Genomic DNA, 18101 nt, shown 5'->3' on the forward strand with positions numbered 1-18101 from the left:
CTGCGGCTATGTCGCCAGCTCTTCTTGCTCGGGAAAGGGCATATCTGCCTGTGCCATAAGGCCCAGAACAGCCGAACGCAGCGCCAAAAGTTCGGCCTTGTCGCCCACGCCCTCGCCCAGGACCGGCAGATCATTTTCCAGCAGATGGCCGGGGGTCAAAGCACGCGCCAGCGGCGCGATGAGCCTGGGCCAATGCGCGGGCTGTGGCGGGGGTTTGAAATAGACCAGCGTCGAGCCTTCGGGCATGGTGTGCCACAGGCAAAGCAACGCGCCCGCATCGGGATGGTTCAGCAGCATCTGCCCGCCCTGACGCGCGTCATTGCCACTGACCTGGCAGGCCAGCCGCGCCCAGTCTTGCGCGGTGCCGCCGTAGCGCTGCCATTGTTTGATGAGCGCATGAATGGCCGGGCCGGCCAGCGTGGTCGTGGATTCGAGCTGCCAGAGCCTGTCGAAGCTTTGATTGGCGAAGAGCAGCGCCCCGGTCGTGTCAAATACCGCGATGGATTCGGACATATGGTCGAGTATCGCCTGACCAAGCGCGATTTCGCTGCGATGGCGGGTTTCAGCCTGCGAAATATGGGTCATATCCTCGAAGACGAAGGCCAGGGCCCCGTCGATATGCGGCCGCCCCGTCACCCGCAGCGCACCCCCGCCGGGCAGAACCCAGGTATCGGTATAGCCGGTCGTGGCGGCGCCCTGCTCAATGGCCTGCAACTGTTCGAGCCATGACTGGAAATCGGCCCCTTGCGACATATGGCCCGTGTCGCGCAGCTTTTCCATGACGCCACGAAAGCGCGGGCGGGCCGCCAGCCAGGCCGGGTCGAGCCTGAGCAGGTCGGACAAAGCGGGGTTGAACACGCCAAGCCTGCGGTCAGCATCAAAAATCGCAAGGCCAATGGGCAGATGCGCGAAGGTCTGCGTAAGGGTTTCGACAAAGCGTTTCAGCGCGTTCTGCGTTTCAAAAAGCCGGTCGGCGGGCAGGGCGAATTGGGGAGACTCCGCGCCCTGCCCGCCTTCCAAGGGGCCGCCGCCACGTTCAAAAACCTGCATTTGCGCCGTGGTCGGGCGCACCAGATCGCCCGGCGCAGCCGCATCCAGCGCGGCAATATCGGCGCTGCTCAGGCCATGAAAACACCTGTTGGCCCAGATCAGCACCCCCGTCGCATCGCGTTGCCAGACAGGGCCGGGCAGCGCGTTGAGCAGGCTGGCAAGCTGGCGCGCCTCATCCTCGGCCGCTTCGGCGCGCCGCGTGGTCATTTCCAGCCGTTCACCAAGCGCGGCCAGGGCGGGGGCGGGCGTATCGGGCTGGCGGGCGCGCAGCACCTGGCGCAGCACAATGGCCAGCGCCAGAACCAGCGCAACAAGCGCAAGCCGCTCGCCAAGGCTGGCGGCCAAGAAGGATTGCAGGTAATCATCGACAAGGCTCATGCCGAAATCTCCCTTTGTTAAGAGAGGTTTAAGCCAACAATTTTAATAAAGTGTTAAGCGGCTTCAGGCCTCGTTGCGCGGATTGGCCCCAAGCGGCATTTGCGCCTGCCCGCGGGGCTGTGCAATCCGCTCCAGCGGCCAGACAACCTCGACAATCGCGCCGCCGGGCCGGGCCAGGGCTGCCACGCCGGGGCGCGGGTTGCGGGCGGGGCGCGGGTTGCGGCTGGTCGAGCCATTGGCGAATGTCAGCCGTGCGCCCGTGCGCTCCAGCAGGGTTTTGGCAATGAACAGGCCAAGGCCCATCCCTTCATATTCGGGGCGCTGGGCGCTGCTTTGCGGGGCCGAGGCGCGGCGGCGCACAAACGGGTCGCCGATGCGGCCGATCAGGTCGGGCGGATAGCCCTGCCCGTCATCGCCAATGCGGATTTTCAGGCTGCGGGCATCCCAGTCGATATCTATCCACACGGTTTGCGCGGCGAAATCGACGGCGTTCTGCACAAGGTTGCGCAGCCCGTGAATGGTTTCGGGGTCGCGGCGCACGATGGGCTGGTCGGGGGTTTGGTGGGCCGGGTCGTGGTTCTCCAGCCTGCCGTCAATGCGCAAGATCACCGCCTTGCCGCGGTTGCGATGGGGGCTGGCGGCCTCTTGCACAAGTGTCAGCACCGGGGCGTGGCGCAGCAGCGCATCATCCTTGCCGCTGCGGCCCATATCGCGCAGGATATCGCGGCAACGGTCGGCCTGTTCGCGGATCAAGGCGGCATCGTCGCGCAGTTCGGGGTGGTTTTCCAACTCGTCAAACAATTCCGATGAGACGAGCTTGATCGTGGCCAGGGGCGTGCCAAGCTCATGCGCGGCCGCGGCCACAACCCCGCCAAGCGCTGTCAGGCGTTGTTCGCGCGCCAGCGCCATTTGCGTGGCGACAAGCGCATCCGACATCGCCTCGGATTCGCGGCTGACGCGGCGGGCGTAAAGCGCCACAAACCCCACGGCGATCAGCAGTGCGGCGATATTGCCGCTGACCAGCAAGGGCGGCGGGGTCAGCACGGTGCCATCGGCCAGCCGCAACGGGTAGTAAAAGCTGCCAAGCAACAGGATGACGCCGGTTGCCGCCAGAACCAGAATGGCCGTGGGGCGTGTGCCAAGCGCCGTGGCGGCAATGACGACCGGGGCCAGAAGCAGGGCGGCAAAAGGGTTGGTCAGGCCGCCACACAGTCCGAGCAGAACGCCAAGTTGCCCAAGGTCGAACAGCAAGATCCACACCGCCGCCGGTTTGGACAGGCGCGTGGTTTCCGAGGTGATCAGTATGCTGGAAATGTTGAAGGCCGCGCTGAGCGCGATGACCAGCAGGCCCAATTCGAGCTGGAGCGAGATTTCAAGCACATAAGAGGCAAAGAACACCGCAACCAGCTGGCCGATAATGGCAAGCCAGCGCAAGTTGACAAGCGTGCGCAGGCGCAGCCATCCGGCGCGCGAGCGGGAATCGAGCAGCTTGGCGTTTGCATCTACCATGCGTGATGACTAGCAGCCCAAATCTGCGCATACCAGCGGCACGCGCAAACCGGCGTTGTTTTGCGAAAGTGCCAGAGCGTGCCTTGGCAAGGCGGTTGGCGCCTTCGGGTCAGGGTTTGTCGAGCGCGGCGCGCAACTCGCGCAAGATCGGCAATATGGTTTTGATGCGCTCGGCCCCAAGCTCGCGGACGACATTCTCAAACACCGGCGCAATCGCCTCGGCGGCGGCGTCGCGCGCCGCCTGGCCTGCCGGTGACAGGCTGACACGTTTTTTGCGGGCGTCATCCCAATCGGGGCGGATATGCACATAGCCCGCTTCAGACAGTTTGCCCAAAGTGTTGGTCATCGCGGCCTTGGTGACATGGAAGATGCGCGCCAGTTGCGCGGGGGTCTTTTCGCCGCCAAGGCGGGCAAAATGGTTCAGCACCGTGAAATGCGAAACCTCCATCCCGCCGGGCAGGTGCCGGGCAAGCTGGGCGCGGGCCAATTGGTCGGCCATCGTGATTTCGCTGAACAGGGCAATGCCCAAAGGGTCGTTCACGGGCGAAGCTGTCATATTGCGGGCCTTATCCTGGCAATTCGAACGCGCGATCATGGGCAAGCGAAGGAATACGGGCGCGCGCCGCCTTTACCTGATTAAGGTCAATATCGGCAAAAGTCACGCCCGGTGTCTCGCCCGCTTCGGCAATCACCTCGCCCCAGGGGTTCACCACCAGCGAATGGCCATAGGTTTTGCGCCCGACATGCTGGCCGCATTGGGCAGGTGCAATGATGAATGCGCCGGTTTCAATGGCGCGGGCGCGCAGCAAAACATGCCAATGCGCGCGCCCCGTCGGCACGGTAAAGGCGGCGGGCGCTGTGATGATCTCGGCGCCTGCCTTGGCCAGCGCGCGGTAAAGCGATGCAAAGCGCATATCGTAACAGACGGTCATGCCGATTTGGCCAATCTCGGTTTTGGCCAGCACGGCGCGCCTGCCGGGGGCAAAGCCCGCGCTTTCGCGGTAGGTTTCGCCGCCATCCAGATCGACATCGAACATGTGGATTTTGTCATAACGCGCTACAACGCGGCCTTCGGGGTTGATCAGCAGCGAGCGGTTGGCGAAACGCGCCTCACCCGGTGTATCCGACAGCAGCGCCAGCGAGCCGACCAGCAGCCAGACGCCAAGTGCTGCGGTTTGGGCACAAAGTGCGGCAAGCGTTTCATCCTGCGCTTCGGTTTTCAGCAAAGCGCGCTGATGGCTGCGCGACGAGGAGACGATATTGCTGACCTCGGGCGTGGCGATGAAGGTTGCACCCCCCGCCGCCGCCGCGCTGATATAGCCGAGAATCTCGGGCAGGTTTGCGGCCGGATCATCGCCGGAATTAAGCTGGACGAGCCCGGCGCGCAGCATCAGGCGGCCAGAAGCGGGTCGAGCTTGCCCGCGCTATCCAGCGCATAAAGCTCGTCACAGCCACCGATATGGGTGCCGTTGATGAAGATTTGCGGCACGGTGCGGCCACCGCGGGCGCGCGCCATCATTTCGGCGCGTTTGTCGGGGTTGGCGACAACGTCGATTTCCTCATAGCTGATGCCCTTTTGGCCGAGCAGGCGTTTGGCCGCGTGGCAATAGCCGCAAATGGGCGAGGTATAGATTTCGACTTTGACCATGATTCACCTGAACTATGCGTTGTGCCTTGCGGCTAATATAGGCGCTTAACCATTGGGCGCAACACGCGCCAGCACAAGCACGCTTACAGATGCGGCACCGTTTGCAAAACAGGCCTCGGTTGCGGCAGAAAGCGTGGCGCCGGTGGTCAGAACATCATCGACCAGCACGATATTTGCACCTTTTATATGTGGCGCGTGGCGTGGTGTGGCGATGATCTTGCCGCGCAGGTTTTCGCGCCGCGCCGCGCGGCTCAGCCCTTCCTGGCTTTGTGTTGCCTCGGGGCGGCTCAGCAGGCTGAACATGCGCCGGGCCTTGCTGCAAGCAGGCAGTGGCAGGTGGCGCACAAGTTCGGCCGATTGGTTATAGCGGCGGCTTTGCGTGCGCCGCCAATGCAGCGGCACGGGCGCGATGATATCGGCATTCGCCAGAATATCGCCCCCCGTCCGTGCCAGCCAGCGCGCCAGATGCGGGGCTAGGTCCAATCTGTCGGCATGTTTGAAGGCCAGAACCAGCCGCTTGCCGCTGCCCGCATAAGCGAAAACCGCCGCCGCCCGCCCCCAGGGCATGGGGGTGTAGTGACAATCGGCACAGGCCTGGCCGGGGCGGTCGAGCGCCTGGCCGCAGCCGCTGCACTGGTTGGGGCCGAAGAAATGCATTTCGTTGAAGCAGGGCGGGCAGAGGCCGGGGCCAGAGGCGACCTGCTCGCCACAGGCAAGGCAACGGGGCGGATAGAAGACGCGGCCCAACACTTTGGCGATATGGCTGAGCAGGGGCTTCACCCCGGCGCGCTTGCGCGGTAAGGGTAGCAAAATGTCAGGTTCACCCATGTCTAGCCCGCCTCCCCAACTGTTCGACCCAGCCCTTCTGGCCCGCCGCCGCGACCGCGCGCGCAGCCGCTTCGGGCAGGCCGATTTTCTGCACCGCGCCGTTGCGGGCGAGATCGAGGAGAGGCTGCAAGAGGTTAATAAAACATTTACCAAAGCCGCAATTATCGGCTGGCAAGCCCCGCTTTGGGCGGAAATCATCGGCCTGCCAGCGGTTGCACTGCCCGATGCCGAGACATTGGCGCTAAGGCCGGGCGCGCATGATCTGGTGGTGCATGGGCTGGGCCTGCATTGGGCGAATGACCCTGTGGGCCAGTTGGTGCAATGCCGCCACGCGCTGCGCCCCGATGGTGTGCTGGTCGCGGCCCTGTTCGGCGGGCAAACCCTGCACGAGCTGCGCGCCGCTTTGGCCGAGGCCGAGGTGGAGCTGACCGGCGGGCTTTCGCCCCGCATTGCGCCGATGGGCGAGCTGCGCGACCTTGGCGGCTTGCTGCAACGCGCAGGCTTTGCGCTGCCTGTCGCCGATATCCGCCGCTTTGATGTGACCTATCCGAGCGCGTTGCACCTGATGGCGGAATTGCGGGCGATGGGCGAAAGCAATGTGATGGCGGCGCGGCTGCGCAAGCCCATGCCGCGCGCGCTGCCGGGCCGGATGGCGGAAATTTATGCGCAGCATTTCCCCAGCGCCAATGGCGGTGTGCGCGCCACATTCGAGGTGGCGTTTCTCACAGGCTGGGCGCCCGCGCCCGACCAACCCAAACCGCTGCGCCCCGGTTCCGCCGCCGCGCGGCTGGCCGATGCCTTGGGCGCCGAGGAGCGCCCGGCGGGCGAGAAGGCTGGCAAATAGCCGCATTCGGGCGTTTTCCATTGACCTGCACCGCGCAAGCACTAGGTTCCGGTGAAGTTTAGAAGGATTCCAGAATGCCCGCCAACCGGCCCGACCACGCCCCTGCCGACCACCCCAGGTTGCCCCGCCGCCGCGTGGGCATCTTGCTGGCCAATCTTGGCACGCCAGAGGCGACGAGCTACTGGCCGATGCGGCGCTATCTGAGTGAATTTCTGTCGGACAAGCGGGTGATCGACTATCCGGCCTGGAAATGGCAGCCGATCTTGCAGGGGATCATCCTGAGCATCCGGCCGTTCAAATCGGGCAAGAACTATGCCACGATCTGGAACAACGAAAAGAATGAATCGCCGCTGATGACCATTACGCGCGACCAGACGGCGAAATTCGCGCAGCGCGCACAGGCGGCTTACGGCGATGAGGTGATGGTCGATTTCGCCATGCGCTATGGCAAGCCGAATATCAAGACCGTCGCCAGAAAGATGCAGGAGGCGGGCTGTGACCGGATCCTGTTCTTTCCGCTTTATCCGCAATATGCCGCACCAACCACCGCCACGGCGAATGACCAGATGTTTCGTGCGTTGATGGAGATGAACTGGCAGCCTGCCCTGCGCACGGTGCCGGCCTATTTCGAGGATGCCACCTATCTGGATGCGCTCACGGCTTCGGTGAAGCAGGCCTATGAAAAACTGCCCAACCGCCCCAAAAAGCTGGTGATTTCCTACCACGGCGTGCCGGAACGGTATTTGCTGGCGGGCGACCCCTATCATTGCCAGTGCCAGAAAACCACGCGGCTGCTGGCCGAACGGCTTGGCTGGGAAGCGGGCGAGGTGATGACCAGCTTCCAATCAAAATTCGGGCCGGAAAAATGGGTGGGGCCGGCGACGGTGGAGCTTGTGGCCGATCTGGCCAAACAGGGTGTGGATGATATCGCCGTTGTCTCCCCCGCCTTTGCCGCCGATTGCATTGAGACGCTGGAAGAAATTCAGGGCGAGATTGCCGAAGCGTTTGAAGCGGCGGGCGGCAAAAGTTTCACCTATATCCCCTGCCTGAATGATCGTGACGACCATATGGATGCGCTGTTCGGTATAGCCGCGCGCGAATTGGCGGGGTGGCTGCAATGCTGAAACTTGTGCTGTTTGTGGGCCTCGTCGGCGCGGCGGGCTGGCTGTTTCCGCAATTTTACGAGGGCACATCGAATGCCTGCACCGCGGCTGAAGCCAAGCTGGCACGCCTGGCCCAGGATGTGGCGGGTAATGCGGAAGCGCGCGCCGCAATGGCGCTGGCCATGCGCTTTTCAAACGGTGATCTGGCGCGTGCCGCCGTGGCCGAGAATTATCCGAACCTGCCCACGGGCCTTGGCTGCGTGGTCGGATATTACGACCTCGACCCTTCGGATTTGCGTGTATAACACGCAGTAGCAGGCAACAAAAACCCCGACCATTGGCCGGGGTTTTTACGTTTTCAGGCCCGTTCTGGCGGTTTACTGCGCGCGCACATAGCGTTGCAGGAAGGCACGCACAACGCCGGAACCTTCGGCATTATACTGGGTGATGGCAACAAGGTAGCGCCCGGCCTGCAGTTCCAGCGCAAGCTGGCTGTCATAGCTCGACGGGCCATCATCGTTATAGCCGATCTGGGTGCCGCGTTCGTTGAACAGGGTCACAACCGGGTCGACCTGACCGTTGCCAATGGCTTCCAGCACAACCAGCGAGGCTTCGGGCATGGTGAAGGTGAACCAGATCGCTTTCGTGCCAACGAAAATGTCGGATGACAGCGAAGTGGACAGCGCACCAAGCTCTTGCACCGGATAGTCGCCACCAAGCGGCGGGGCGGCTTCGGCACGGTCATAACGGCCGTTCAGGAAGGCGACGGGATCAAAGCCCATAACCGATACCGTGATCGGGGCATTGGCATCGCTCAGCGCCGAAACAGCCAGGCAATAGGTGCCTGCGGCCAGCGGGTCTTGCTGGTCGATCTGCGAATTCAGGCTGTTATTGGCATCATCGTTTTCAACGATCAGCACACCGGCATTGTCATAGAGCCGCAAAACCGGGTCGGCATCGGGGTTGACCGCGGTAAGCGTAAGCGCGGTGGGCATATCCAGCGTGAAGCGATGATAGGTTGGCGAGCCTGTCCGGGTCAGCGAAACATTGCCGCCATTGGCCAGCGCCGCGTTCAGGCTGCCCGCTGTCAGTGGTTCGGCAGGGGTGTCGGCGGTGCAGGCCCCCGTGTCTTCGGTGCCAAAATCAACGCCCGGGGTCAGCGCGGGCTGGTCGATTCGGCTGAACTGCAACAGGCTGGTGCCGGCCTGGCTGCCATAGGCATTGACCTGCGCACAATAGGTGCCGGGCTGCACGAAGGTTTCAACCCGCGCCGAACGCCCGCCGCCGCCATCATCATCGCCGGCAATTTCAACGCCGGTGGCATTGAGCAGCACGACAACCGGATCGGCGCCATCGGAATCCGAGGCTTCGACGCGAATTTCGGTCGGGGTGGAAACATCAAACTGATAGAAGACCGGGCCGGTGCCCGACAGCATGGCCATTGTCTGTGTGGGGTCAGACGCGGTGGACAGGTCGACATTCGACAAGCCGCCCCCAACAATATTGGCGCTGGCAACGCCGCAAACACCCTGTGCAAAGCCTGCAACCGGCAACAGGAATGCCACCGCCCCGACGGCAAGAAGATTTAGCTTTTTCATTAAAATGTCCTCCGAGCTATTCAATAAGGCAATTGCCTTGACCACGAATTTGACAGCCAGTTGCCGTTAAACGCAAGCCCGATCCAGCCTGAGCCGCATTTATTCCGGATTCTAGCGCCCGCCATCATCGGGCATGGGCAGTTGCGTGGTGTTCTTGATTTCCTGCATGGACAGCAGCGCGGTGACATTGAAGATTTTCACCTCGGCAATCAGCGCCTGATAGAAATCGTCATAGGCGCGGGCATTCCTGACCATCACCTTCAGAATATAGTCGATATCGCCGGCAAGGCGGTGGGCCTCCAGCACTTCGGGGCGGCGTTGCAGCACCTGTAAAAAGCGGTTCTGCCAGTTGGCATCATGCTCGGAAGTGCGCACAAGCACGAAGAAGCAGCTTTCCAGCCCCAGCGATTGCGGATCGAGGATTGCGGTATGCTGGCGGATGACCCCCGCCGCCCTCAGCTTGCGAATCCGGTTCCAGACCGGGGTTTTGGACGAGCCTGCGCGCCTGGCAATTTCCTCCAGCGGCAGGGTTGCATCCTCTTGCAGGGCCAAAAGAATTTTCCGGTCAATCGCATCGAGTTGGACTTTGGTTGCGGGGCTTGGGCTCATTTGACGGTTCCGTTCTTTCAGGGGCGGTATATGGGGACAAAGTTCTTATTGAACGCGGGATATACCGCTTGATTTAGAAAAATGTTCTAATGCAGGCAAGTCAAATACACAAGCGAGGCCGAGATGCGTCATTTTCCGATATTCCTAGATTTGCGCGCCCGCCGCGTGATTGTCGGCGGCGCTGGCGAATGCGCGCTGGCCAAGCTGCGCCTGCTGGTCAAGACCGAAGCGCAGATCGTGGTGTTTGGCCACAATGCGGTAGAGGGTGTCGTTGCGCTGGCCGGGGCGGGGCAGATCACCCTGCAGGACCGCGCGCCGCTTCTGGCTGATTTTGCAAAAGCCGCGCTGGGTTATGCCGCCTATGACGACGATGAAGCCGATGCGGCATTTGCCGCCCTGGCGCACGGCGCGGGCGTGCTGCTGAACGTGGTCGATAACCTTGAGGCAAGCGCGTTCATAACCCCGGCGATTGTCGACCGTGACCCGGTGGTCGTGGCGATCGGCACCGAAGGCGCGGCGCCGGTTCTGGCGCGGCAGATCAAGGCCGATCTGGAACAGCGCCTGCCGGAAACTCTGGGCCGTCTGGCGCGGCTCGGGCAGGGGTTTCGGGCCGCGGCGCAGGTGCTGGCCCCGGGCCGGGCGCGGCGCGACTTCTGGGCACGGTTTTACGGCGGTGCGGGCGATGCCGCGCTGGCAGCGGGCGGCACAGCGGCCGCACAGCGCCAGCTTGGCACGCTTCTGCGCGAGGTTGCGCGCGAGGTCGCCCCGGCCGCGCATGTGGATTTCATTCCGACATCCGCGCCCGATTTGCTGACCTTGCGCGCCCAGCGCAAGCTGCATGGTGCCGACATTGTTGTGCATGATGCGGGCGTTGCCCCCGAAATTCTGGAACTTGCCCGGCGCGAGGCGCAGCTGGTGGCGGTGCTGCATGACAAGGCCGATCTGGTGGCGCTGGCGGCAGGCGGTGCGCAGGTGGCGCGGCTTGTGGCGGGCGATGCACCGCATCCGCTGGAGGTGGCGCGGCTGCGCAATGCCGGGCTGTCGCATAGCGTATTGCCCAGCGTCGGTGCCCCAACCCAACCCGGTTTTTCTGCCGAAATTCACGAGGTGCGCCGCCATGGCTAAGCCGTTTTCCCCCCAAGTTGTGACCGCAAATGACCTGATGGACGGCGATGCCGTCTGGCTGACCGCAGCCGGAACATGGGCGCTGGATGCCAGCCAAGCGCTTGTGCTGGAAACACCCGAAGATGCCGCGCGCGCTTTGGCGGCGGCAACTGCGCAGCCCGGCAAGGTGGTTGGCCCCTATCTGGCCGATGTCTCGCTTGAAGCAGGCCGCCCCGTTGCCACCCATACCCGCGAGGCTTTGCGGATGCGCGGCCCGTCAAACTATTTCCACGGCAAGCAGGAAACCGCACAAAATGTATAGCTATACCGATTTCGACCATGATTTTGTGCGCGCCCGCGTGGACCAGTTTCGCGGGCAGGTGCAGCGCCGTATTGATGGCGCGCTCAGCGAAGACGAGTTCCGCCCGCTGCGGCTGATGAACGGCTTATACCTGCAATTGCACGCCTATATGCTGCGCGTGGCCATCCCTTACGGCACGCTCAACGGGCGGCAGATGCGCCAGCTTGCCTATATCGCCGAGCGGTGGGACCGCGGCTATGGGCATTTCACCACGCGCCAGAACATCCAGTTCAACTGGCCGAAACTGCGCGATGTGCCCGATATTCTCGACGCGCTGGCCAATGTGGAGATGCACGCCATCCAGACCAGCGGCAACTGCATCCGCAACGTGACCGCCGACCATTTCGCCGGTGCGGCCGCCGATGAGGTTGAAGACCCGCGCCCGACCGCCGAGCTTTTGCGCCAATGGTCGACCGACCATCCCGAATTTCAGTTCCTGCCGCGCAAGTTCAAGATTGCGGTTTCGGGGGCTGATGTTGACCGCGCGGTCGTGCGCTCGCACGATATCGGCCTTTATCTGCGCCGCAATGAAGTGGGCGCGGCGGGCTATGAAGTTGTGATCGGCGGTGGGCTTGGGCGCACACCGATGGTTGGCAAAACCGTGCGCGACTTTGTGCCAAAAGCCGATTTGCTGCCCTATCTGGAGGCGATCTTGCAGGTTTATAACCTGTCGGGCCGGCGCGATAACAAATACAAGGCACGGCTGAAAATTCTGGTGCATGAGACCGGCCTGGACGAGCTGCGCGACCGCATCGAGGCGGCGTTTGTGGTGCAAAAGGCACAGTTTACCGGCGTGAATGCGCAGCTTTTGGCGGATATCGAGGCGAGTTTCGCACCGCCCGTGTTCAACAATACCCGCAGCCAGGTGCTGGAAGCGGCGCTGGAAAGCGACCCTGTTTTGCGCGCCTTTGTCGATACCAATGTCGCCGCGCATAAAAACCCCGCCTACGGCATTGTCACCGTATCGCTGAAGGCGGTTGGCCAGACGCCGGGCGATGCCACGGCAGACCAGATGCGCCTGCTGGCCGATCTGGCCGAGGAGTTTGGCCATGACGAGCTGCGCATCAGCCACGAGCAGAACGTGATTTTGCCGCATATCCGCCGCAGCGATATTCCGGCTGTTCATGCGCGGCTGAAGGCGGCGGGGCTGGCGACGGCGAATATCGGGCTGATCTCGGATATCATCGCCTGCCCCGGCATGGATTATTGCGCGCTGGCCACCGCGCGCTCCATTCCCGTGGCGCAAGCCATTGCCACGCGGTTTGACGAATTGCGGCTGGAGCGCGAGATCGGGCCGATCAAGATCAAAATCTCCGGCTGCATCAATGCCTGCGGGCACCACCATGTTGGCCATATCGGCATTCTGGGGCTGGATCGCGCCGGGGTTGAAAACTACCAGATTACGCTTGGCGGCGATGCCGGGCGCGATATGGCGGTGGGCGAACGCGCCGGGCCGGGCTTTGGATATGATGCGCTTGTGCCCGCGCTTGAACGCCTGCTCGACGCCTATCTGGACATTCGCGAGGGTGCCGATGAAAGCTTCATCGAGGCCTATCGCCGCCTTGGCGCGGCCCCGTTCAAGGCGGCGCTTTACCCCGACGAGGCCCGCGATGCAGCGTAAGGATTTGGCACAGACCGTGGCGCGGCTGAACGCGACCACCTGGGCGGATGACGCCACGGGCCTGCTTGACCAGGTGCTGAACCGTGGCCTTGTCGGGCAGGTGGCGATGGTGTCGTCCTTTGGGGCGGAAAGTGCCGTGCTGCTGCATCTGCTGGCACAGGTGCAGCCCGCAGCGCCGGTGATTTTCATCGATACGCAGATGCTGTTTGCCGAAACGCTGGATTATCAGGCCGATCTGGCCAGCCGCTTTGGTCTGCGCGATGTGCGCCGCGTCACGGCAGACGAGCTGACCCTGCGCCGGACAGACCCGTGGGGCAATCTGCACCAAAGCAATACCGATGCCTGCTGCGATTTTCGCAAAACGCAGGTTCTGGACCGCGCGCTTGCCGGGTTTGATGGCTGGATTTCAGGGCGCAAACGCCATCAGGCCGGCACGCGCGCGGCGCTGGAGCTTTTCGAGGCCGACGAAGCGCATGGCCGCATCAAGATCAACCCGCTGGCCTATTGGTCGGCGGCGGATATCGCCGCTTATTTTGAAGCGCATGACCTGCCCCGCCACCCGCTTGTGGCGCGCGGCTATCCATCCATCGGCTGTGCGCCCTGCACAAGCGCTGTGGGTGCGGGTGAAGATGCGCGCGCCGGGCGCTGGCGCGGGCAGGATAAAGAAGAATGCGGCATCCACTTTGTGGATGGCAAATGGGTGCGGACAGCCGCCTGAGGAGGGCAGAATGAACAAAGTGATTATACGCGATGACGGGTTTGCCGAAGATGATTTTGGTGAATTTGTCAGCCTCGATGTGCTGCAAGCCGGGGTGGAAAGCCCGCTGGCGGTTGAGATTGCCAACACGATCGACCCGATGGTGCTGGTGCCGCTGTTTCCGTGGATTTCGGCCATCCGCATCCCCTTTCCCAGCTTTGCCGACGGGCGCGGCTTCTCATTGGCGCGGCGCTTGCGGATGCTTGGTTTTACCGGGCGGCTGCGCGCGGCTGGCCATGTGATTTCCGATCAGTATTTCCACGCGCGCCGCTCGGGCTTTGACGAGGTCGAGATCGACGCATTGCTGGCCCGCCGTCAGCCGCAAGCGCAATGGATGGCCCGCACCGATTGGGACCGTCCAACCTATCAAGACCGGCTGCGCGCCGCCGTTTAGAAAGATTTTCCATGAATGAGATGACTGCTGTCAGCACACCGGTGCTGCCCGACGCCCAGACCGTGACCGAAGTGAAGCACTGGACCGACCGTCTGTTCTCCTTTCGGCTGAGCCGCCCCGCCAGCTTGCGCTTCCGCTCGGGCGAATTTGTGATGATCGGGCTGATGGGCGAGACCGGCCGTGCGCTGTTGCGCGCCTATTCCATCGCCTCGCCAAGCTGGGACGAGACGCTGGAATTCTACTCGATCAAGGTGCCCGATGGCCCGCTGACCAGCCGCCTGCAGCATATCGCGGTGGGCGATCAGGTTATTCTGCGCCCCAAACCCGTGGGCACGCTGGTGCTGGATGCGCTGTTGCCCGGCAAGCGGCTGTTTCTGGTGGCCACCGGCACCGGCATCGCCCCCTTTGCCAGCCTCGTGCGCGACCCCGACATTTATGCCCGCTACGACGAGGTGATCCTCACCCATACCTGCCGCGATGTCGCCGATCTGGCCTATGGCCGCACGCTGGTGGGTGGTTTGGCCGAAGACCCGCTGGTGGGCGAAGAGGCTTCGGCCAAGCTGCGCTACATTCCCACGACCACGCGCGAAGCCTCGCCCCGCATGGGGCGGATTACCGATCTGCTGCGCAAATCAGCGCTGGGCCTGCCCGATTTGGGCGCGGATGACCGCGTGATGATCTGCGGCTCGCTCGCGCTGAACCAGGAGATGAAGGCGATTTGCGAAGCGGCAGGCTTAGTTGAAGGCGCAAACTCCGCCCCCGGTGGTTTTGTGGTGGAAAAGGCGTTTGTCGGGTAGGATTGGCCGTTTGCAGCCGGTATCTGGCCGATTGGCGTGATACACAACCAGTGCCGCGCGCTATGCTTGCGGTATGAGCGATATTTCACATCTTTCCCGCCGCTATGACCGCGCTGCCAACCGCTGGCAGGCCAAAATGGACCGCTTTGGCTTTGGCCCTGCCTATCGGCACATGCTGGGGCAAGTGGCACTGCCGGCGCGCCCGCTTGTTGCGCTGGATGCCGACACGGGGTGCGGCACATTTGCAGGCGCAGCACTGGATTTCGGCCTGAGCTTCGCGCAGCTCGATCTGCTGGACCCGTCGGCCAGAATGCTTGCCCATGCAAGCGAAATGGTCGGCGCCCGCGCGCCGCTGCGCTGTTTTGCAACAGATATTGCCAGCCATGAGCCCGCCGCTTGCTATGATCTGATACTTTGCGCCCATGTGGTCGAGCATTGTGCCGACCCTGTGGCCACCCTGGCACAGTTGCGCGCCATGCTGGCCCCCGGTGGCACATTGCTGCTGGCGGTCAGCAAGCCGCATTGGTGTTCGTTGATTGTCTTTTTGCGCTGGCGTCACCGCTGCTTTGAACCCGCCGAGATGCGCGGCCTTTTGGCGCGTGCCGGTTTTGGGACAACCCGGGGCTACCCTTTCCCATCGGGCGTGCCCAGCCGGGTCAGCCACGGATATTGTGCAAACTGAATAGGAAAACCCATGCCCCTTGCCCTGATCGAAGTTTCCCTTGGCCCCGACGATACCCAAAAAGCCCTGGCCAGCTTTGCCGCCATGCGCGAAGAAATTGTTGCGATGGAGGGCAACCTATCCTTCCACGCCTTCCCCATCGATGGCGGTGTGGTTGTTCTGCATGAATGGCGCTCGCACCAAGCCTTTGCCGCCTATCGCAACAGCCCGGCTTTTGCGACACTGATTGCCACGGTCAAACCGCTGGCCACGCAGGTGCCGCGCAGCCGCCTGTTCGAGGAATACGTTGCGCCCGCCTAGTTTCGGGCGATACTTGCACCATGATCGCGCCAGACGCCTTTTGCTTTTACAAAATCTTTGCGCCTGAACCGTGCAAACTGGTGCGGTTTGACCGGCACTATCTGCTTTACAGCGCGGCAGGCAGCATTGATCTGGAAGTGGATGGCCGGGTGTGGACCCTGCCTCCGCTGCGGGCAGCGTGGCTGCAGGCGGGCGTGGAAATTGCCGTGTGCAACGCGCGGCCAATCACCTGTTGTTCGCTGCTTTACGCGCCCGGGTTTATTGCCGCCCCGGCGATGCCCTGCAAGGTATTCGACATTACCCCGCTGGCGCGGGAAATGATTTTGGAGTGCCGTCGCTGGGGGCCGGAATCCGGCGCGCTTGATGATTATGCACGGCAGTTTTTCACCACTTTGGCGCTGGTTACGCGCGAATTGGCGGCCAAGGATTGCAATTCATGGGTGCCGGTCGGGCAATCGGCGGCCGTGCGCAGCGCCATTGCCCATAGCCGCGAACAGCTTGGCGCGCGGCCTGAATTTGCACAGATCGCGCGCGCGGTTCACTGCACCCCGCGCACATTGGCGCGGCGGTTTCAGGCGGAATGCGGGATGAGCTGGCAGCAGGTTTTGCGCCGTTTGCGCATGATCCGCGCCGCCGAACTGCTGGCCGATGCGCAGATGCAAATCACACAGGTGGGTTTTGCGGTTGGCTATGCCTCGCAATCGGCCTTTGGGGCGGCCTTTCGTGACTTTGCGCAAGTATCGCCGCGCGACTACCGCGCGGGTATAATGCGCGGCCTGAACCTAGCTGTTGACGCAACGCAAAGCTGATTTTAGCCTGTCATCAGAAATTTATCTTGAAGGTGATATTATGGCCAAAACTCCGGAAATCCGCGCCGCAAAAGGCGATGCAAAAGAAGCCGATCGCCACAATCTGGGCGACCCGGTGGCCGATGCGGCCAAATGGGTGCGCGGGCTGACAACCAAGCGCGTATCGGACCTGTTCAAAACCGAAAAAGGGCTGGAGGGCCACTGGAAACAGGTGCAGCAGGAGGTGACGCGCGGCAACAAGCATTTCTTCGCCACCAAAACCCTGCCCGGCGGCTTTACCGATGGCGGCAAAACCAGCCCCGAAGGCAAGAAGATGATCGCCTTCATCGCCGATGCGATTGTCGGCGCGGCCAAGGGCAGCAAGATCGACTTTCCCTTGCAGGAAATGAAATTCACAAGCGACATGGCCTGGCTGAAGCTGGAGAAAGCAAGCGGCAAGGTGAAGGTGAAATCGACTCCGGGCACGAAGAAGTAGGGGGTTGGTTAGCTCGGCTCCTGAACCAGCTGCAGCAGTTCGGAGAACGCATATAGGCCTGATGCACGCCCAGCAGGCGGAACAAGTATTCGCAACACGCCGTCTTCTACCAGCCGGTTGGTGAACGTGTTTGCTGACTGCTTCGGGATGCCTGCCTCGCGCGTAAACCGGCTGTTGCGGAAGATCGGGTTTGCAAAGATGTAGTTCAACGCATCGACAGACCATTTTGAGCGTAGAGTGTCTCTGAAACGTTCGCGCATGTCGTCATACAGGCGGTGAATCCGCCCAACAATCGCGATGTTTTCCTGGGCTTGAGATTGGATGGCCTCCAGGAAGAAAGCAATCCAGCCGCTCCAATCATCGTTGTCGGATACAGCGCGCATACGTTCGATGTATTCATCTTTGTGGCGTTCGAAGAAATCGCTGACGAAGAAACGCGGTGCGCTCAGAATACCAGTTTTCCACAGCATCAACGTAATCAGCATACGTCCAATGCGCCCATTGCCATCTTCAAAAGGGTGCAAGGCCTCGAATTCGATATGCGCGATTGCTGTGCGCAGCAGCGGTTGGATGGTTTCATTTCCGATATAGGCAATAAGCGCCTCCATCGCTGGCGGTAGCTGATGCGGTGCAATTGGAATGAATTGGATTTTCCGCTGTCGATGGTCGCCGATGTAATTCTGTTCAACTTTGTATTCACCTGGACGCTTCATCGCGCCGCGGCCAAAGCTGAGCAAGGTGCGATGGGCTGATCTTATCAGATGTTCAGAAAGTGGATAGCCTTCTGACAGCCGCCTTTCTGCCTGGCGCAATGCACGAGCGTATAGCGCCACCTCCAGAGCCTCATTGCGCCCAGTGCCGTGAGGCTGGTCGGGGTCTGCATCAGCTTCAAGCCGAAGAACCTCCTCTAATGTAGAAATCGTGCCTTCCATACGGGAGGAGATCACAGCATCACGCGCGCGTAGCGGGGCAAGCAACAATTCACTATTTGGAAGTGTGCTTAGTAGCGTATCATAGCGTGTAAGGGCGATCAGTGTTTGCGAAAGTGGGTTTATAAGCGCATTGAGGTCAATTCTCGGAGGCGGAAACGCGCCTGTATGGTAGGTGACAGCCTCCGACGCATCGTATTTTGTGTTGTGCACAAGAATTTCAACTTTTTCATCCATAAAGAAGTTTGTGTGCCATTTCCTAATCAGAATCAAGCTTGATTATGGTTCAGACAAAAATTCAATAC

The 18101-nt window shown here is 61.9% G+C and carries 22 protein-coding genes; 13 read left to right on the plus strand and 9 right to left on the minus strand.

Annotated features, from left to right (window positions below):
- Positions 1-6 precede the first annotated feature (6 nt).
- From LGT41_RS04590 to LGT41_RS04615, 6 genes are all read right to left on the minus strand, one after another.
- Positions 7-1428, minus strand: a complete 1422-nt coding sequence (locus tag LGT41_RS04590) for a PAS-domain containing protein (protein WP_274128901.1) — start codon at positions 1426-1428, stop codon at positions 7-9.
- Between the two features lie 63 nt (positions 1429-1491).
- Positions 1492-2937 carry a sensor histidine kinase RegB gene (gene regB, locus LGT41_RS04595; protein WP_274128902.1) on the minus strand — a complete coding sequence of 482 codons (1446 nt, stop codon included), beginning with the start codon at positions 2935-2937 and terminating at the stop codon, positions 1492-1494.
- Between the two features lie 109 nt (positions 2938-3046).
- Entirely contained in the window at positions 3047-3493 is a 447-nt protein-coding gene (locus LGT41_RS04600) for a MarR family winged helix-turn-helix transcriptional regulator (protein ID WP_274128903.1), read from the minus strand.
- Positions 3494-3503: 10 nt separating this feature from the next.
- Positions 3504-4325 (minus strand): carbon-nitrogen hydrolase family protein, encoded by an 822-nt coding sequence (locus LGT41_RS04605; protein ID WP_274129662.1) that lies wholly within the window; start codon positions 4323-4325, stop codon positions 3504-3506.
- A 2-nt stretch (positions 4326-4327) separates the two neighbouring features.
- The gene (grxC, locus tag LGT41_RS04610) at positions 4328-4585 is read right to left on the minus strand and encodes a glutaredoxin 3 (RefSeq protein ID WP_274128904.1); all 258 of its coding nucleotides are present in this window, start codon (positions 4583-4585) and stop codon (positions 4328-4330) included.
- Between the two features lie 45 nt (positions 4586-4630).
- Positions 4631-5413 (minus strand): ComF family protein, encoded by a 783-nt coding sequence (locus tag LGT41_RS04615; protein WP_274128905.1) that lies wholly within the window; start codon positions 5411-5413, stop codon positions 4631-4633.
- On the opposite strand from LGT41_RS04615, the gene LGT41_RS04620 reads away from it, so the two are divergent.
- The 3 genes from LGT41_RS04620 to LGT41_RS04630 all read left to right on the plus strand — a co-directional run bounded on the left by LGT41_RS04620 (position 5412) and on the right by LGT41_RS04630 (position 7665).
- Positions 5412-6257, plus strand: coding sequence for a methyltransferase domain-containing protein (locus LGT41_RS04620; protein WP_274128906.1), 846 nt, complete (start codon positions 5412-5414; stop codon positions 6255-6257). The two genes, LGT41_RS04615 and LGT41_RS04620, sit on opposite strands and share 2 nt — an antisense overlap.
- 74 nt (positions 6258-6331) lie before the next feature.
- Positions 6332-7381 (plus strand): ferrochelatase, encoded by a 1050-nt coding sequence (gene hemH, locus LGT41_RS04625; RefSeq protein WP_274128907.1) that lies wholly within the window; start codon positions 6332-6334, stop codon positions 7379-7381.
- Positions 7375-7665, plus strand: a complete 291-nt coding sequence (locus LGT41_RS04630) for a hypothetical protein (protein ID WP_274128908.1) — start codon at positions 7375-7377, stop codon at positions 7663-7665. The genes hemH and LGT41_RS04630 overlap by 7 nt, the downstream gene beginning before the upstream one ends.
- 72 nt (positions 7666-7737) lie before the next feature.
- Here the strand turns inward: LGT41_RS04630 and LGT41_RS04635 are convergent, their stop codons facing one another.
- Together LGT41_RS04635 and LGT41_RS04640 are read right to left on the minus strand one after the other, a co-directional pair.
- The gene (locus LGT41_RS04635) at positions 7738-8958 is read right to left on the minus strand and encodes a DVUA0089 family protein (RefSeq protein ID WP_274128909.1); all 1221 of its coding nucleotides are present in this window, start codon (positions 8956-8958) and stop codon (positions 7738-7740) included.
- Positions 8959-9069: 111 nt separating this feature from the next.
- A complete protein-coding gene (locus tag LGT41_RS04640; RefSeq protein WP_274128910.1) occupies positions 9070-9567 on the minus strand; it encodes an Lrp/AsnC family transcriptional regulator in 498 nt (165 codons plus the stop codon).
- A 123-nt stretch (positions 9568-9690) separates the two neighbouring features.
- Here LGT41_RS04640 and LGT41_RS04645 point away from each other — a divergent pair, with 123 nt between their 5' ends.
- The 10 genes from LGT41_RS04645 (at position 9691) to LGT41_RS04690 (ending at position 16867) form a co-directional block, all read left to right on the plus strand.
- On the plus strand, positions 9691-10692 hold the full coding sequence (locus tag LGT41_RS04645) for an NAD(P)-dependent oxidoreductase (RefSeq protein WP_274128911.1): 1002 nt from the start codon (positions 9691-9693) through the stop codon (positions 10690-10692).
- Positions 10685-10993 carry a DUF2849 domain-containing protein gene (locus tag LGT41_RS04650; protein WP_274128912.1) on the plus strand — a complete coding sequence of 103 codons (309 nt, stop codon included), beginning with the start codon at positions 10685-10687 and terminating at the stop codon, positions 10991-10993. The genes LGT41_RS04645 and LGT41_RS04650 overlap by 8 nt, the downstream gene beginning before the upstream one ends.
- A complete protein-coding gene (locus LGT41_RS04655; RefSeq protein ID WP_274128913.1) occupies positions 10986-12653 on the plus strand; it encodes a nitrite/sulfite reductase in 1668 nt (555 codons plus the stop codon). The genes LGT41_RS04650 and LGT41_RS04655 overlap by 8 nt, the downstream gene beginning before the upstream one ends.
- Positions 12643-13371 (plus strand): phosphoadenylyl-sulfate reductase, encoded by a 729-nt coding sequence (locus LGT41_RS04660; protein ID WP_274128914.1) that lies wholly within the window; start codon positions 12643-12645, stop codon positions 13369-13371. The genes LGT41_RS04655 and LGT41_RS04660 overlap by 11 nt, the downstream gene beginning before the upstream one ends.
- A gap of 10 nt (positions 13372-13381) precedes the next feature.
- Complete coding sequence (locus tag LGT41_RS04665; RefSeq protein WP_274128915.1) at positions 13382-13804, plus strand: DUF934 domain-containing protein; 423 nt, start codon at positions 13382-13384, stop codon at positions 13802-13804.
- Between the two features lie 11 nt (positions 13805-13815).
- Positions 13816-14601, plus strand: coding sequence for a ferredoxin--NADP reductase (locus tag LGT41_RS04670; protein WP_274128917.1), 786 nt, complete (start codon positions 13816-13818; stop codon positions 14599-14601).
- 73 nt (positions 14602-14674) lie between these two features.
- The gene (locus tag LGT41_RS04675) at positions 14675-15283 is read left to right on the plus strand and encodes a class I SAM-dependent methyltransferase (RefSeq protein WP_274128918.1); all 609 of its coding nucleotides are present in this window, start codon (positions 14675-14677) and stop codon (positions 15281-15283) included.
- Between the two features lie 12 nt (positions 15284-15295).
- The gene (locus tag LGT41_RS04680; RefSeq protein ID WP_274128919.1) at positions 15296-15583 is read left to right on the plus strand and encodes a putative quinol monooxygenase; all 288 of its coding nucleotides are present in this window, start codon (positions 15296-15298) and stop codon (positions 15581-15583) included.
- 20 nt (positions 15584-15603) lie between these two features.
- Complete coding sequence (locus tag LGT41_RS04685; RefSeq protein WP_274128920.1) at positions 15604-16392, plus strand: helix-turn-helix transcriptional regulator; 789 nt, start codon at positions 15604-15606, stop codon at positions 16390-16392.
- 40 nt (positions 16393-16432) lie between these two features.
- Complete coding sequence (locus tag LGT41_RS04690) at positions 16433-16867, plus strand: hypothetical protein (protein ID WP_274128921.1); 435 nt, start codon at positions 16433-16435, stop codon at positions 16865-16867.
- An 8-nt stretch (positions 16868-16875) separates the two neighbouring features.
- On the opposite strand, the gene LGT41_RS04695 is transcribed toward LGT41_RS04690, so the two are convergent.
- Positions 16876-18033 (minus strand): Fic family protein, encoded by a 1158-nt coding sequence (locus LGT41_RS04695; RefSeq protein ID WP_274128922.1) that lies wholly within the window; start codon positions 18031-18033, stop codon positions 16876-16878.
- Positions 18034-18101 lie beyond the last annotated feature (68 nt).

Origin of the sequence: Abyssibius alkaniclasticus (assembly GCF_020447305.1) — a bacterium.
Lineage (GTDB): Bacteria > Pseudomonadota > Alphaproteobacteria > Rhodobacterales > Rhodobacteraceae > Abyssibius > Abyssibius alkaniclasticus.